The organism is Candidatus Caldatribacterium saccharofermentans (genome assembly GCF_050267035.1).
In the GTDB taxonomy this organism is placed as follows: Bacteria; Atribacterota; Atribacteria; order Atribacterales; family Caldatribacteriaceae; genus Caldatribacterium; species Caldatribacterium saccharofermentans.
In genome coordinates this window covers 533986-548298 of sequence record NZ_CP187957.1, presented here as the reverse complement: position 1 = coordinate 548298, position 14313 = coordinate 533986, and the positions used below count along the sequence as shown (strand labels likewise).

The 14313-nt window shown below is 56.5% G+C and carries 19 protein-coding genes and 1 tRNA gene; 10 read left to right on the top strand and 10 right to left on the bottom strand.

The annotated features are described in order from the left end of the window. The 5 genes from prmC to wecB are packed head-to-tail and all read left to right on the top strand — an operon-like array spanning position 1 to position 3944. Positions 1 to 915, top strand: coding sequence for a peptide chain release factor N(5)-glutamine methyltransferase (prmC, locus tag ACPT9Q_RS02820; RefSeq protein ID WP_427366234.1), 915 nt, complete (start codon positions 1 to 3; stop codon positions 913 to 915). Further along, positions 873 to 1325, top strand: coding sequence for a ribose 5-phosphate isomerase B (gene rpiB, locus ACPT9Q_RS02815; protein ID WP_017872132.1), 453 nt, complete (start codon positions 873 to 875; stop codon positions 1323 to 1325). The genes prmC and rpiB overlap by 43 nt, the downstream gene beginning before the upstream one ends. Next, a complete protein-coding gene (locus tag ACPT9Q_RS02810; protein WP_051040737.1) occupies positions 1270 to 1776 on the top strand; it encodes a deaminase in 507 nt (168 codons plus the stop codon). The genes rpiB and ACPT9Q_RS02810 overlap by 56 nt, the downstream gene beginning before the upstream one ends. Further along, positions 1766 to 2821, top strand: coding sequence for an MraY family glycosyltransferase (locus ACPT9Q_RS02805; RefSeq protein ID WP_427366231.1), 1056 nt, complete (start codon positions 1766 to 1768; stop codon positions 2819 to 2821). Before ACPT9Q_RS02810 ends, ACPT9Q_RS02805 begins: the two co-directional genes overlap by 11 nt. Next, a complete protein-coding gene (wecB, locus tag ACPT9Q_RS02800; protein WP_427366229.1) occupies positions 2808 to 3944 on the top strand; it encodes a non-hydrolyzing UDP-N-acetylglucosamine 2-epimerase in 1137 nt (378 codons plus the stop codon). Before ACPT9Q_RS02805 ends, wecB begins: the two co-directional genes overlap by 14 nt. Here wecB and atpC read toward each other — a convergent pair whose 3' ends face one another. The 10 genes from atpC to ACPT9Q_RS02750 are packed head-to-tail and all read right to left on the bottom strand — an operon-like array spanning position 3945 to position 10377. After that, positions 3945 to 4367 carry an ATP synthase F1 subunit epsilon gene (gene atpC, locus ACPT9Q_RS02795; protein WP_026137170.1) on the bottom strand — a complete coding sequence of 141 codons (423 nt, stop codon included), beginning with the start codon at positions 4365 to 4367 and terminating at the stop codon, positions 3945 to 3947. Next, positions 4364 to 5773, bottom strand: coding sequence for a F0F1 ATP synthase subunit beta (gene atpD / locus ACPT9Q_RS02790; protein WP_427366227.1), 1410 nt, complete (start codon positions 5771 to 5773; stop codon positions 4364 to 4366). The genes atpC and atpD overlap by 4 nt, the downstream gene beginning before the upstream one ends. Next, complete coding sequence (locus ACPT9Q_RS02785) at positions 5766 to 6620, bottom strand: F0F1 ATP synthase subunit gamma (RefSeq protein ID WP_017872126.1); 855 nt, start codon at positions 6618 to 6620, stop codon at positions 5766 to 5768. The genes atpD and ACPT9Q_RS02785 overlap by 8 nt, the downstream gene beginning before the upstream one ends. Further along, on the bottom strand, positions 6620 to 8140 hold the full coding sequence (locus ACPT9Q_RS02780) for a F0F1 ATP synthase subunit alpha (protein WP_427366225.1): 1521 nt from the start codon (positions 8138 to 8140) through the stop codon (positions 6620 to 6622). The genes ACPT9Q_RS02785 and ACPT9Q_RS02780 overlap by 1 nt, the downstream gene beginning before the upstream one ends. Continuing rightward, a complete protein-coding gene (locus tag ACPT9Q_RS02775; protein ID WP_427366223.1) occupies positions 8124 to 8378 on the bottom strand; it encodes a F0F1 ATP synthase subunit delta in 255 nt (84 codons plus the stop codon). The genes ACPT9Q_RS02780 and ACPT9Q_RS02775 overlap by 17 nt, the downstream gene beginning before the upstream one ends. Beyond that, entirely contained in the window at positions 8368 to 8883 is a 516-nt protein-coding gene (gene atpF, locus ACPT9Q_RS02770) for a F0F1 ATP synthase subunit B (protein WP_427366221.1), read from the bottom strand. The genes ACPT9Q_RS02775 and atpF overlap by 11 nt, the downstream gene beginning before the upstream one ends. A gap of 14 nt (positions 8884 to 8897) precedes the next feature. After that, positions 8898 to 9164: an ATP synthase F0 subunit C gene (atpE, locus tag ACPT9Q_RS02765; protein WP_017872122.1), complete on the bottom strand. Its 267-nt coding sequence runs from the start codon at positions 9162 to 9164 to the stop codon at positions 8898 to 8900. A gap of 38 nt (positions 9165 to 9202) precedes the next feature. Then, positions 9203 to 9868, bottom strand: a complete 666-nt coding sequence (locus ACPT9Q_RS02760) for a F0F1 ATP synthase subunit A (RefSeq protein WP_017872121.1) — start codon at positions 9866 to 9868, stop codon at positions 9203 to 9205. Further along, the gene (locus ACPT9Q_RS02755; RefSeq protein WP_017872120.1) at positions 9852 to 10139 is read right to left on the bottom strand and encodes a hypothetical protein; all 288 of its coding nucleotides are present in this window, start codon (positions 10137 to 10139) and stop codon (positions 9852 to 9854) included. The genes ACPT9Q_RS02760 and ACPT9Q_RS02755 overlap by 17 nt, the downstream gene beginning before the upstream one ends. Next, complete coding sequence (locus ACPT9Q_RS02750) at positions 10120 to 10377, bottom strand: AtpZ/AtpI family protein (protein WP_017872119.1); 258 nt, start codon at positions 10375 to 10377, stop codon at positions 10120 to 10122. The genes ACPT9Q_RS02755 and ACPT9Q_RS02750 overlap by 20 nt, the downstream gene beginning before the upstream one ends. A 99-nt stretch (positions 10378 to 10476) precedes the next feature. Between ACPT9Q_RS02750 and ACPT9Q_RS02745 the strand changes: the two genes are divergently transcribed. The 5 genes from ACPT9Q_RS02745 (at position 10477) to ACPT9Q_RS02725 (ending at position 14305) form a co-directional block, all read left to right on the top strand. Then, positions 10477 to 10551, top strand: a tRNA-Gly gene (locus tag ACPT9Q_RS02745). 221 nt (positions 10552 to 10772) lie between these two features. After that, positions 10773 to 11819, top strand: coding sequence for a transcription termination factor NusA (gene nusA / locus ACPT9Q_RS02740; RefSeq protein ID WP_017872118.1), 1047 nt, complete (start codon positions 10773 to 10775; stop codon positions 11817 to 11819). Further along, positions 11816 to 12121: an RNase P modulator RnpM gene (gene rnpM, locus ACPT9Q_RS02735; protein WP_017872117.1), complete on the top strand. Its 306-nt coding sequence runs from the start codon at positions 11816 to 11818 to the stop codon at positions 12119 to 12121. The genes nusA and rnpM overlap by 4 nt, the downstream gene beginning before the upstream one ends. After that, positions 12099 to 14027 carry a translation initiation factor IF-2 gene (gene infB / locus ACPT9Q_RS02730; RefSeq protein ID WP_427366218.1) on the top strand — a complete coding sequence of 643 codons (1929 nt, stop codon included), beginning with the start codon at positions 12099 to 12101 and terminating at the stop codon, positions 14025 to 14027. The genes rnpM and infB overlap by 23 nt, the downstream gene beginning before the upstream one ends. Beyond that, positions 14024 to 14305 (top strand): DUF503 family protein, encoded by a 282-nt coding sequence (locus ACPT9Q_RS02725; RefSeq protein ID WP_017872115.1) that lies wholly within the window; start codon positions 14024 to 14026, stop codon positions 14303 to 14305. Before infB ends, ACPT9Q_RS02725 begins: the two co-directional genes overlap by 4 nt. Positions 14306 to 14313: the final 8 nt, after the last annotated feature.

The window sequence follows — 14313 nt, the reverse complement described above, 5'->3', positions numbered from 1 at the left end:
GTGACGGTCAGAGAGCTCTTCCGGAAAACGGTGAGAACGCTGCGCGAGCGGGGTATTCCTTCCCCGACGCGGGAAGCTCGTCTTCTTCTGGGGAAGCTCCTTGCGACCTCGCCAGCACGGCTTTACCTTTTCTGGGACCAGAGGGTTCCCGAAGAGGACGAGCGAATGTTGCAGGCTCTGGTTGAGGAACGCCTTCTCGGTGTGCCCCTCCAGTACGTCCTTGGAGAGTGGGAGTTTTTCTCCCTGCCTTTCCGCCTGAGGCGAGGGGTCTTCATCCCCCGGGTGGATACCGAAGCGTGGGTGGAAGAGGCAGTGGTCCTCCTCCACTTCCTCTCGGGGAAAAGGAAACAGCTTGTGGGATGCGACCTGTGCTGCGGAAGTGGTGTCATCGGGCTTTCCTGTGCTTTCTTCGTGCCTGGCCTTGTCCTTTACGGAGTGGATATCTCGGAAGATGCGGTGGCTTTAGCCCTTGAGAATGCCCGTTTTCTTGGTCTTGAGGAACGGGTAACGTTTCTTGTGGGGGACCTTTTCAGCCCCTTTGCATCGCGGTCTTTGACCTTTGACGTCATCCTCTCTAACCCTCCTTACGTTCCCGTGGCTTCCTGGGAGAAGCTTGAGGAGGGTATTCGCCTGTATGAACCCCGGGAGGCGCTGTGTGGGGGAGAGGATGGGCTTGAGGTGATACGGAGAATCCTCCGTGAGGCCCCCCGTTTCCTCCGGGAAGGAGGATTCCTCTTCATCGAACATGACCCCTCACAGAAAGAGGCGGTGGCCGAACTCGGAGAAAAAAGTGGCCTGACGTATGTTCGGGCTCTTCGGGATTACACCGGGAGTATCCGGGCAAGTGTGTTGCAGCTTGGGAGGGAGAGGGAGTGCGAATTCTCATCGGATGCGACCACGCCGGCTTTCACCTGAAAGAAGACCTCAAGGCGTACATCCAGTCCCTGGGATATGAGGTTGAGGATTACGGTGTGCACCAGGAGGAAGCCTATGATTACCCTGATGTGGCCTTCAGAGTGGCGGAGGACGTCGCCCGGGGAAGAGGCGACCGGGGGATTCTCATCTGTGGAACCGGGGTGGGGATGGCTATTGCCGCGAACAAGGTTCGGGGCATCCGGGCAGCTCTGTGCCATGACGTCTTCTCTGCCCGGGCTTCCCGGGAACACAACGACGCTAACATCCTCACCATGGGAGAACGGGTGATCGGGAAAGGCCTTGCCCGGGAGATTGTCCGGGTGTGGCTTCAGAGCGAATTCCAGGGGGATCGACATGCCCGAAGAGTGGCCAAAATCCGTGCCTACGAAGAGCGAAAGACCGAGGCCTGACTGGGATGAGTACTTCATGGCCATTGCCCACCTTGTGGCCACACGTTCAACCTGCATTCGCCGCCAGGTCGGTGCTGTGCTTGTAAAGGAGAAGCGGATTCTTGCCACCGGCTACAACGGTGCGCCAAGCGGTGTGGCCCACTGTACGGAGGCTACCTGCCTCCGGAATCTGCAGAATGTCCCCCCCGGGCAGATGCACGAACTCTGCCGGGGTCTCCATGCAGAACAAAATGTGATTATTCAGGCTGCCCTCTATGGGGTGAGTACCAGAGGGTCGACGCTCTACTGCACCCACAAACCCTGTATCCTCTGCGTGAAAATGCTCATCAACGCCGGAATTGTCCGGATTGTCTATGAGAACCCCTATCCGGACCCTCTGGCCGATACGCTTTTAGAAGAGGCAGGGATTAAAGTTCTGGCGTTTTCGGGAGGGCAAGTCGGTGATTCGTGAGGTGCTCTTTTTCCCGTTCCTGGCTTTTCTCTGTGCCCTGGGGTTAACACCCCTCGTCATCAGGTGGAGTGAATGCCGGGGGTGTCTGGATTTACCTGACGGGGAGCGCAAAATCCACGATCGGCCTGTGTCTCGCCTTGGAGGGATAGCGGTTTTTGGGGCCTTTTTCATCGCCCTTTTGCTTCTTGCCCTCTCTTTCCCCCTTACACTTTCACCCCTTTTTCTTCTGGGGATTGGGGTCATTTTTGCCACAGGGCTTTGCGACGACTTCTGCTCTCTCCCTCCCTGGGGGAAGCTCGCCGGCCAGTGTCTGGGGGCGGTGCTTTTGCTTTCTGGGGGTGTGGTCATCCGTTTTTTCACGCTCCCCTGGAACCACGTGGTGTACCTGGGCTGGCTTGGGTACCCTCTTACCATGCTCTGGATTGTGGGGGTATCCAATGCCCTCAACCTCATCGATGGGCTTGATGGGTTATCTGGAGGAGTGGGTGCCATTGCGGCCTTCACCCTGGGGGTTATCGCCTGGCAGGAAGGGCGTGTGGAGCCGGCACTCCTTTCGCTCCTTCTTGTGGGGTCGATCCTTGGCTTTCTTCTGTACAACTTCCCCCCTGCCAGGATTTTCCTCGGCGATGGTGGGGCGCTGTTCCTTGGGGGAATGCTGGCAGTTATTTCGGTTCAGGGGGCTTTAAAAAGCGCTGCAGCCTTCACCCTGGCGCTTCCGAGTCTCATCCTCGGTGTCCCGATTTTCGACACCCTTTTCGCCATCGTGCGTCGCAAAAGGAACCGCCTCCCTATCGCTTCCCCTGACCGGGGGCATCTCCACCATCGTCTCCTTGAGCGGGGGTATTCAAAGCGGGAGACGCTCATCATCTTCTACGGTCTCAGTGCGCTCTGCGGGGCGGTGGCCGTTTTTATGAACGCTTTTCTCGCCAACAGTACCTATTCGCTCCTGCTCTTTTTCCTCTTCGTTCTCTTTTTCCTGAGCCTTGGAAGAAACCTCCGGGTGACTGAGTTGCCCAGGGAGAAGAAGTCCATTGCCAGAGATTAGCGTTGCTTTTGTTCTTGGAACAAGGCCGGAAATCGTGAAACTTGCCCCCGTTGTGCTTGCCCTGCAAAAGCGCCAGGAATTCCTTCCCTGGATCGTCCACACCGGTCAGCACCGGGAAATGGCGGAGACCTTTTTCGCCGTTTTTGGTCTTTCTCCCCGGTACGATTTACAGGTCATGGTCAAGCAGCAGTCCCTCTTCTACCTCACCTCCCGGATTCTCGAGGATCTTGAAAGGGTCTTTCGCTCGGATCGCCCGGATCTCGTCGTCGTTCAGGGGGATACCACATCGGCGTTCTGCGGTGCCCTGGCGTCTTTCTATCTTCGGGTTCCCTGTGCTCATATTGAGGCAGGGCTCCGGACCTTCACGAAATACAGTCCCTTCCCTGAAGAGATGAACCGTGTCCTCATCGGACGCCTTGCGGACCTCCATTTTGCCCCCACCTCCCGGTCCCGGGAGAACCTCCTCCGGGAAGGCATTCCGGATGACAGAATCTTTGTCACAGGGAATACGGTTGTGGATGCCCTCTTTGCCGTCCTTGGAAGACACACCACCTTTGAGCACCCGGTTCTGGCCCAGGAGGTACAGGATGGTGTGACCATCACGGTCACAGCGCATCGGAGGGAAAATTGGGGAGAGGGAATTGCCGAGGTTGCCCTGGCCGTCAGGGATCTCGTGGTTTTACGGGAGGACGTGCGGGTCTTTTTCCCCCTCCATCCCAACCCCCTGGTGAGGGAAATGGTGGAGAGGGAACTCGCTTCAGTCCCCCGGGTGTTTCTCCTCGATGCTCTCCCGTATCCGGACTTTGTGCGATTGCTTGCCAGAAGCCATGTGGTGGTGAGCGACTCAGGAGGAGTTCAGGAGGAGGCTGCGGCACTGGGGATTCCGGTTGTGGTGACCCGGGATACCACAGAACGGCCGGAAATCATTGAGTGCGGCCTCGGGGTGCTGGCCGGATGCCGGAGGGAATCCATTGTTCGGGCGGTAGTGGACTTCCTTGAGAAGGGGGTAGTACAGCGAAGGGCACATGTGTTTGGGGACGGCAGGGCTGCAGAACGAATCGTTCAGGTTCTCCTGCAGTTTTTTGGCTTTCCCGGGGTGTATGAGGAATTCACTCCGGGATGATTACCCTCGAGGCGACCTTTTGAGACTTGAGGCGGCACGGAGGCGTGCCAGCGACCGCAGGAGTGCTGCCTGGGCCCGGGCAAAATCCACCTCTCTCCCGCGTTCTCTGAGTCGCCTTTCTGCTCTCCTGGCGGCTTCCTGTGCCCGTGCAACGTCAATCTCGTGAGCCTCTTCGGCACTGTGGACAAGGAGGGTGACCTTTTCCTGGGTGACCTCGGCCACTCCCCCACCCAGGGCGAAGAATTTCTCTTCCCCGTCTTCGGTTCTGCAGTACAGCACCCCGATGAGGAGTTCGAAGACAGCCGGAGCATGTCCGGGGAGAACACCCCGTTTGCCATCGGGGCATTCGAGGATGAGGGAACGAACCCCCTCAACGGTGATGCGCCTTTCCGGGGTGAGGATATCGAGGGTCATCGTCCTCATGATTTTCTGAGCTCCCTCACTCTGGCCTCCACCTGAGCAATGGTTCCCGTCATGTAGAAGGCCTGCTCTGGCCAGGCGTCGCACTCACCGTTTACGATCATCTCCACGCCCTTCAGGGTCTCCTCCCGGGGGACAAACTCTCCCGGAATTCCGGTGAAAGGCTCTGCGGTGAAAAGAGGCTGGGTGAGGAAACGCTGGAGCTTTCTTGTGCGGTTCACCACAAGCTTGTCTTCCTCGGAGAGTTCCTCAACACCAAGAATGGCGATGATGTCCTGAAGCTCGAGGTAGTGGGCGATGAGCTTTCGCACCTCCTGTGCCAGGCGATAGTGCCGCTCCCCCACGATGGTTGGATCAAGGGCCCGGGAAGTGGACTGGAGGGGGTCAACCGCCGGATAGAACCCCTGCTCGAAGAGCCGCCGTGAGAGGACCGTGATGGCGTCAAGGTGGGCAAAGGTTGTTGCTGGAGCAGGGTCTGTAAGGTCATCGGCAGGAACGTAAATTGCCTGCACCGAGGTGATGGAACCGTTGACCGTTGAGGCAATCCGCTCCTCAATCATGCCGATTTCCTCAAAGAGCGTGGGCTGGTATCCCACAGCCGAGGGAATGCGTCCAAGGAGGGCTGAGACCTCTGCCCCTGCCTGGACGTAACGGAAGACGTTGTCGATGAAGAGGAGAACATCCTGGGAGAGTACATCCCGGAAGAATTCCGCCATGGTGAGAGCAGTGAGGGCCACACGGAATCGTGCTCCAGGTGGTTCGTTCATCTGCCCGAAGACCAAAACGGTGTGACTGAGCACCCCGCTTTTCTGCATCCCAAGCCAGAGTTCGTTCCCCTCCCGGACACGTTCCCCCACACCGGCGAACACCGATACTCCCCGGTGGGTTGTGGCCGTGCGGTGGATGAGTTCCATGATGAGGACAGTCTTGCCCACTCCTGCTCCCCCAAAAAGCCCTGTTTTCCCTCCCCGGACATAGGGACAAAGGAGGTCAACAATTTTGATGCCCGTTTCAAAGATTTCGGTGGAGGCGATTCGCTCGCTGAGGGGCGGAGCGGGACGGTGAATGGGGTGCTTGGTTTGTGTCCGTACCGGTCCTTTCCCATCAATAGGTTCTCCAAGGACGTTGAACATGCGCCCCAGGGTTTCCTTCCCCACCGGAACTTTAATGGGTTCTCCGGTATCCTGTACAGGCATACCCCGCTGCAGGCCAGTGGTATCCTGGATGGCGATGCAGCGAACCCGTCCCTCACCGAGGTGACTGTGGACCTCAAGAACCAGGGGATCTCCCCGGTTTTCCTCATTTCTCTTTGGGACGAAAAGAGCGTTGTGGATGGCCGGGGTTTCCCGGGGTGGGAAACGAACGTCCACCACCTGACCGATAACCTGTTCGATCACACCCTCACCCATGGATATCACCCTCCTCGAGCTTGCGAAGCGCTTCGGCGGCCCCTGTGACCTCATTGAGCTCCTGGGTGATGCTTTCCTGGCGTTTTTTGGCGTAAAGGAGTGAAAGAGCTTCGAGGGTTTCCCGGGCATGGGTGGTGGCAGTGTCCATGAGGAGGAACCGGGTCGCTTGCTCACTCATGAAACTCTCAGCCAGTGCCTGGTAGAGTTTCCCTGCTACATGCTCGAAAAGGAGCGTATGGTAGAGGTGCTCCACATCGCTTAAGAAGAGGTAACGGTCCTCTGAGCTTTTTGGGGAGATAGCAGGGGGCAGAAGCCTCTCCACAACAGGTTTCTGTTCACTCAGGGAAATATAGCGCATGAAGCTCACATAAAGGTGAGTGAAGACTCCGTGGTCTTTCATCTGGAAAATGCTGTACGTGAGTTCCCGAACGTCCCTGTAGTGGGGGACCTGGTGCACCGGGAGGGGATGGGAGGCAATGATGCGAGGTTCAAGCTCCCTGAGTGCTCGCTTCCCCTGACTTCCGAGGACAATAATGCTGAACTCTTCAAACTTCTGGGTTTTGAGAAAGCTACGGAGATTCTGGGCGAGAATGTCGCTGAAAGCCCCCACGAGGCCGCGGTCGGGGAAGATGCCCACAAGGAGTGATTTCGGTACTTCGGGAAGAACTTCCCGGAATCCCACGAGTTCCAGGAGGCGGGAGAGCTGTTCTCCAAAAACTCTTGCCTTTTCCAGAGCGCTCTTTCCCATCCGCAGGCGGGCAGCGGAGATGGTCTTCATGGTATTCGTGATGCGCTGGATTTCCCGAATCAGCGTGATCTGCCGCTTGATGCGCGAGAGTTTCGCCATTATACCGCCTCCTGGAGGAACCGCTCGTTGAAGTTTGCCAAAACCCTGCGCATCTCCTCCTCAAGGTCGTGGGTGAGGTCCCGTTCCTTTTCCAGGCGCTCAAGGAGGTCGGTGTGTTCCTCTCTGAGGTGGGCGACGAAGGCCCTTTCCCATTCCTTGACCCGGTCAAGAGGCACAGGATCAAGAAATCTCTGAGTGGCGGCGAAAACCTCCATGATTTCGATACTCAAGGGGAGAGGAGTGAAGGAGGTCTGCGTCATGAGAGCAAGAACCCTTTTCCCGTGTTCGAGCTGTTGCCTGGTGAGTTCGTCAAGGTCTGCTCCAAAGCGGGCGAACTCCTCAAGCTCGAAGTACTGGGCAAGATCCAGGCGCAGGCGCCGGGCGACCTTCTTCATGATGTTCGTCTGTGCCTCGCCCCCCACCCGGGAGACCGAGAGGCCAATGTTGATGGCCGGAAGGAATCCCTTGTTGAAGAGCCCGGTCTCGAGGTAAATCTGCCCATCGGTGATGGAAATGATGTTCGTGGGGATGTAGGAGGCGATATCCCCCTCCTGGGTTTCCACAATGGGCAGAGCGGTCATGGAACCTCCCCCTCGGGACTCGGCGAGCTGAGCACCTCGTTCAAGGAGGCTCGAGTGGATGTAGAAGATGTCCCCGGGGTACGATTCTCTCCCTGGAGGGCGACGCAGAAGCAGAGACAGCGACCGGTATGCTACGGCGTGCTTGGTGAGGTCATCATAGACGATAAGGACATCCTCTCCCTGGTACATGAAGTACTCCCCCATGGCGCATCCGGCATACGGAGCAAGGTATACAAGCGCCGGGGGGTCCTCAGAAGACGTGGCAACGATAGTGGTGTACTCCAGGGCCTGGAATTTCCGCAAGATTTCCACCACCTGAGTGATATTGGCCAGGCGCTGACCGATGGCCACGTAAATACAGATGACTCCCTTCCCTCTCTGGTTGATGATGGTGTCTAAAGCAATGGTGGTCTTTCCAGTTCGCCGGTCCCCGATGATGAGCTCTCGCTGTCCCTTGCCCAGAGGGATCATGGCGTCGATAATTTTGATGCCAGAAAGGAGTGGCCGCTGTACCGGAGCACGGTCGATGACCTGTGGTGCGGGGAAGAACACTGGCCGTTTTCCCCGGCACGTGATGGGTCCCTTGTCATCAAGGGGTTCTCCCAGGGGATTGACGACCCGACCCAGGAGTTCCTCCCCTGCTGGGACCTCAAGAATGGTCCGGGTACGGAAGACCTGGTCCCCGGCGTGGATGGTGGTGTAATCCCCAAAGAGGATGCACTGCAGGCTCTCCCGCTCAAGTCCCAGCACCTGGCCCTGGACGGCCTTTCTGCTCCCGAAAAGAAGTGTCTCTCCGATCATGGCCTTCCGCAGGCCCCGAACACGGGCAACACCGTCCTGAACTTCGAGGACTTCCCCAATCTCCTCAATTTCTGGCTCGGGGCGGTAGGTAGTGATGATGTCCCTGGTTTTTTTGAGGATGTCACCGACCATGGACATGGGGAATCCCCTCTCTGAGGATTCGCTCTTTCAGGCGCTCGAGCTGGGTCTTCACGCTACAATCGATGAGGATTTCTCCCCAGAGGATGACCACACCCCCAATGAGGGAGGGGTCAATCTCCTCCTCAAGGAGAAAGGGTCCCCGAATGATCCGGCTCAGCTTGGAATAGAGAATATCTTTCTGCTCGTCCGTTAGGGGAAAAGGAGTGATGACCTTCACTTTCTCTCTATCCCTCATGGGTACTCCTGAGCTGAGCTTCAAGGCGACTCACGGCTTCCTCAAGCATTTCTTCAATGATCCGGGTTTGCACCTCGGGAGTGATGTGAACCTTGAGAAGCTTTTTTACGACTTCTTCGGAGATATCAACGATGTCTTCCTTAAGTTCCAGAAGGAGCTGTTCAATCTCCCTTTTTGCTCGCCGCTCGTATTCCCTTTTGATTTTCTCGGCTTCCCGGTATGCCTCCTGGATGATGGTCTCCTTGATTTTCTGTGCCTCTCTGCTGGCCTGGTCGAGCATTTCGAGGTACTTCTCCTTCAGGTTTTTGAGTTCTTCCTCAAGGCGGCGTCGCTCCTCTTCAAGGGCTCTCTTTTCCTCTTCGATTTTCTCGAATTCTCCACGGATCCGGTTCGATCGCTCGTCCAGCGCCTTCACCACGGGTTTAAAGAGGAAGCGAAGGAGGAGAAAAACCAGAGCGAGGAAGTTAATAATCTGGAAGATAATGCTCCGATCTATGCGGATCATGGAGGGGAACCCTCCTACTTGAAGACGTATCGGAGAAGCGGGTTGGCGAAAAGGAGAATGAAAGAGACGACAAGAACATAGATGGCCAGGGACTCAAGCATGGCCAGTCCCACAAAGAGTGTCCGACTTATGGGACCGGCGGCCTCAGGTTGCCTGGCGATACTCTCTAAAGCCTGCGAACAGGCCTTGCCTTGCCCGATAGCAGGGAACATTACCCCCAGGGCAATGGAAAACCCTGCGGTGAACACGGTGACGCAGAGGAAGAGTATCTCTCCTTGCATGTCTCTCGACCTCCTTCGCATTGGCACCAATTATACTCCTAATGTCCTGAGGATTCAACGGCAGCGCTCAGGTACACCACGGAGAGGACCGTGAAGATGTACGCCTGGATGATTCCGGTGAAAATACTGAAGAGCATCATCGGGAGAGGGAGGAAAAGCGGAGAGAGGAGGAAGAGGATGGCGATAATGATTTCCTCCCCCATGATGTTGCCAAAAAGTCGAAGGGCTAAGGAAATCGTCCGGGTAATTTCGCTGATAACATGGAAGGGGGCAAGGATAGGCGAGGGAGAGAGGTAGCTTCGGAAGTAGCCTCTCACACCCTTTGTGGCAATGCCGTAGAAAGGAACGGCGAGGAAGACGACCAGGGCAAGGGCCAGGGTGGTGTTGAAGTCACTTGTGGGGGACCTGAGCCAGGGCACAAGACCAGCCAAATCGGAAGTTCCGATGAAGAGCGCCAGGGTCCCCACAAGGGGAAGGAATCTTTTGCCATTGCCCGGGGACATCTCTTCCACAAGGTGCAAAATGGCCTCAACGAAGAGTTCAAGGACATTCTGCAGGCGGGTGGGGACAGGGCGCATCCTCCGGGTAAGGAGGAAGGAGAAAAGCACCAGAAACCCCATGACCACCCAGGTTGAAACCACCGTCTTGGTTACCGGTATACCCAGGAACACAAAGAACACCTGAGGATTAAAGATTTCTTCCATGGCTTGCCCTCCCAAAGTGGATGCTGGCAAAGAGTATCAGGAAGACAAAATAGCTCAAAAGGAACGAGGCCACAAAGGGACAGAGTCGAACACGTACGTAGCGCAGAAAGAAGAAGAACCAGCTTCCCACGATGCTACAGCGGATAAGGATTCCCCTCCAGGCGATGTACCGTCTTTTGTGAAGCACTGCCTGCACCTCAAGGGCAATGAGCTCAAGAAGCAGCACGGCAAGCGCTGCTCCACCCAGGAAGCTAAGAACGGTTCTTCCCACGGCTCTTCTTCTCCATTCCCCTGCTTACCCTCATGAGGGTCTCGTAGAGATTGTAGAACCCGAAAAGTGTCCCGAGGGCAAGCAGCGACAGCGTCCAGGAGAACCCTAGGGGATGCTTTCGGTCAAGGTACTGCCCCAAAAAAAGCCCCAAAAGCATGGGAGCCACCGTTACCCATGCCAGGTCCCAGACTTCTCCAAGAACCCTCCACAGATTCTCGCCGTTGAATTTCTCCTTCACAGAAGTATTATACGACGGAAAGGGAAGAGGAAGGTGGCGAAAATGTGGTGGAGGTACTTGAAAAAGGTGGCCCCGCCGAGTATATTATGTAGTTGAGGAGCGGAAATAGCTCAGGGGTAGAGCATCGGCTTCCCAAGCCGAGGGTCGCGGGTTCGAATCCCGTTTTCCGCTCCAGTTTTTTTCCTCATTTTTCCCCCAGAGGTTTCGGCCCTCAGGAGCATGCCCTGTGGAGACGTTGCCAGTTGCTTCGCCACTTATGAAGCCTGCCGGAAGCAGGCTTTTAGAGAAATTTGGTTTGCAATTCCTCCCAGGTTCCGGTAAAATTATGGTATCGCTGACAAAGAGTGGGGTTTATCCCACTCTTTGTCATTTATGGTCGCTTTTCAGGGGGGCTTATGAGCAAGGACATTCTGGCAGTTATCGAGCAGATTGAGAAGACAAAGGGCATCTCGCGAGATACCCTGAAACAGGCCATTGAGGCGGCGCTGCTTTCTGCGTACCGGAAGAACTTCAGGAGTTCCCACAAGGGGGTCTCTGTGGTTCTTGATCCTCAGTCGGGAGAAATCAAGGTTCTGGCACGCAAAATGGTGGTGGAGAAGCTACGGGACTCCACCACAGAGATTCTGAAAGAAGAAGCGGAACGCTTGGGCTTCCGGGCCGATGTGGGAGAGTGGATTGAGATCGAAGTGACCCCCCGGGACTTTGGGAGGATTGCTGCCCAGACGGCCAAGCAGGTTATCGTGCAACGGCTTCGGGAAGCAGAACGGGACAGAATATACGAGGAATTCTCAGAGAAAGAGGGAGAGGTTATCACCGGGGTTGTGGTCCGGCGAGAGGGGAGAAACGTCATTGTGGATCTTGGGAAGACCGAAGGAATCCTCCCCCCTGATGAGCAGGTGAGCACTGAGGAGTACCGTCCCGGGAGTCGGATGAAGTTTTTCATCGTTGAGGTGAAAAAGACCACCAAGGGTCCGCGGATTATCCTTTCCCGGACTCATCCGGGGCTGGTGCGACGGCTCCTTGAACTCGAGGTTCCCGAGGTTCACGAAGGATGGGTGGATATCAAGGCCATCACCCGTGAACCTGGAGTGCGGACAAAGGTCGCGGTGGAGAGTCGCAACGAGAAAATTGACCCTGTGGGTGCCTGTATCGGCAACCGGGGGGTCAGGGTGAAGAACATCACCGATGAGCTTCGGGGAGAGAAAGTGGACATCATCCGCTGGAGCAATGACCCCGAGGTGCTCATCAAGGAAGCCTTGAGCCCGGCCCAGGTGCTTGAGGTAATACTCGACGAGGAGACGAGAACCGCTCAGGTGATCGTTCCTGAGGACCAGCTTTCTCTTGCCATTGGAAGGGATGGCCAGAATGTTCGTCTGGCGGCACGGCTCAGCGGCTGGAGGATTGATATCAGGGGGAGCGGGAAAAAAGAGGAAGAACAATGAAAAAGGTTCCCATACGCATGTGTTTGAGTTGCCGGGAGAGGAAAGAAAAGAAATCCCTGATTCGTGTGGTGCGGACTCTTCAGGGGACGCTTGAGGTTGATCCGACAGGGAAAAAAGCAGGAAGAGGGGCGTACGTGTGCCCGGTTCCGGAGTGCGTGGAACGCCTGGATCGCAAGAGTCTCTCTTTTGCTTTTCGCATAGAGGTGAGCGAGAAAGAAGTGTTATCTCTCAAAGAAGCTTTGCGGACGTACCTTGGGGGACAGGCAAAGGAGGTTCGGCATGACAAAGGTCAGAGTGTATAAGGTCGCTGAGCGGCTGGGGATGCCAACCCATGAGGTCATGAATATGCTCAGAGAACTCGGGGCGGACATCAAGAACCACATGAGCAGCATCGACGAAGACCTTGTGGAGCTTTTGGAAGAGGAAGTCGAGTTCCGTCGAAAGAGGGAAGAAGAGCTTCGGAAGAAACGGGAGAAAACCGTCGTTCTCGAGAATCCCCCCACCTTGCGGGAGCTGGCACGACTCCTCGGAGAGGAGGAAGTCGAGGTTTTGCTCCGCCTTGCCGATCTCAACGTTATCCCCCACAGCAAAAAGCCTCTCCCACCGCTTGTGGTGGAACGCCTGCTCCGGGAGAAAGGTTTTGAGGTGGAGTGGAAGGGAAACCTCCGCGAAGAGGTGCTCAAAAGCCTCGAAGTGGAAATGCTCCCCCGTCCTCCTGTGGTGACCATCCTTGGTCACGTTGACCACGGGAAGACGACACTCCTTGACGCCATCCGTCGTTCAAGGGTTGCGGAATCGGAGTACGGTGGCATCACGCAAAAGATTGGTGCCTACCAGGTGGATTTAGGAGGACGGAAGATCACCTTCATCGATACGCCAGGTCACGAGGCCTTCACCACCATGCGGGCTCGAGGGGCACAGGTTACTGATATCGCGGTTCTTGTTGTGGCTGCCGATGATGGTGTTATGCCCCAGACGGTTGAGGCCATCCAGCACGCTAAAGCTGCCGATGTCCCTATCCTTGTGGCCATCAACAAAATTGACAAACCGGGGGCAAACCCCGAGAGGGTGAAGCAGCAACTTGCCGAGCACGGTCTCATTCCTGAGGAATGGGGTGGAGAGACCATCTGTGTGGCCATCTCAGCCCTCCAGCGGAAAGGCATTCAGGACCTCCTGGATATGATTCTCCTCCAGGCGGATCTTCTGGAACTTCGGGCAAGGTATACAGGTCCAGCTGTGGGGGTCATCATCGAATCACGCCTTGACCGGGGGAAGGGGCCAGTGGCCACGGTGATCGTCCAGGAGGGGACACTCCGGGTTGGAGACTTCTTCGTTGCCGGGACAACCTGGGGGAGGGTACGTTCACTCTTTGATGACCTGGGGAAGTCCATCAAAGAAGCTCCTCCTGCCACCCCGGTGGAGGTCGTGGGCTTTGCCGAGCTTCCTCCGGCAGGAACGAAACTCGTTGTGGTTGAAGAGGAGAAGACGGCTACTGTTGTTGCTGAGCGACGGAAAGAACGAGAGCGCGAGCGGGTTCTTCGAGAGGCGGGGAACCGTGTCGTTTCTCTTGAAGAGCTTCTGGCCCCTGAAGAGGGGAAGGTCAAGGAACTGCACCTTGTCCTCAAGGCCGACTATCAGGGGTCTCTCGAAGCCCTGGAACGGGCGATATCCCAGCTTGGAGATGAGCGGGTCAAAGTCAACGTGGTGTTCCGGGGGGTCGGCAACATCAGCGAAGCCGATGTCATGCTGGCCTCGGCCTCATCAGGGGTGGTGATTGGGTTCAATGTCAAGCTTCCCAACGAGGTGGCTAAGGTTGCCAAGCAGGAGGGAGTGGAGGTACGTCTTTACCGGATTATCTACGATGTGGTGGAGGACATGAAACGAGCTATTCAGGGTCTTGTTGAACCCCGAAAGGTCGAGGAAGTCATCGGCAGAGCCGAGGTCCGGGCACTTTTCAAAGTTCCCCGGGTTGGGATTGTGGCAGGGTGCTATGTCCTTGAGGGGAAGATAGACCGGAACGCCTTCGTGCGGGTGCTACGCGGGGGAGAGGTGCTCCAGGAAAAACTCCGCATTGCCTCCCTGAAGCGCTTCAAAGATGACGTTCGGGAAGTAGCCCAGGGGTACGAGTGTGGCATAGCACTTGAGGGTTTCGAGGGCTTTGCAGAAGGCGATGTTTTCGAAGCGTACGTGGTGAAGGAAGAGCGATGAGGGTTGGAGTGTGCTGTGTGGAGCTCTTCATCAACGGGAGTTCTTCGCTGAAAGACCGAAGGCGTGTGGTGGACTCGGTGAAGCAGCGCCTCCGGAACCGCTTCAACGTGTCGGTGGCTGAGCTCTCTGAGGATTCCCAATGGCAGAGGGGGCGCCTTGGGATTTCCTGTGTGGCACGGGATGAACAGTCGGTGGAGTCCCTGCTCCATCAGGTGCTCGAATTCATTGAGAACGACGACCGGGTGGAAGTCACTGACTGGCTCTTTGAAATCTACTGAGGTTACCG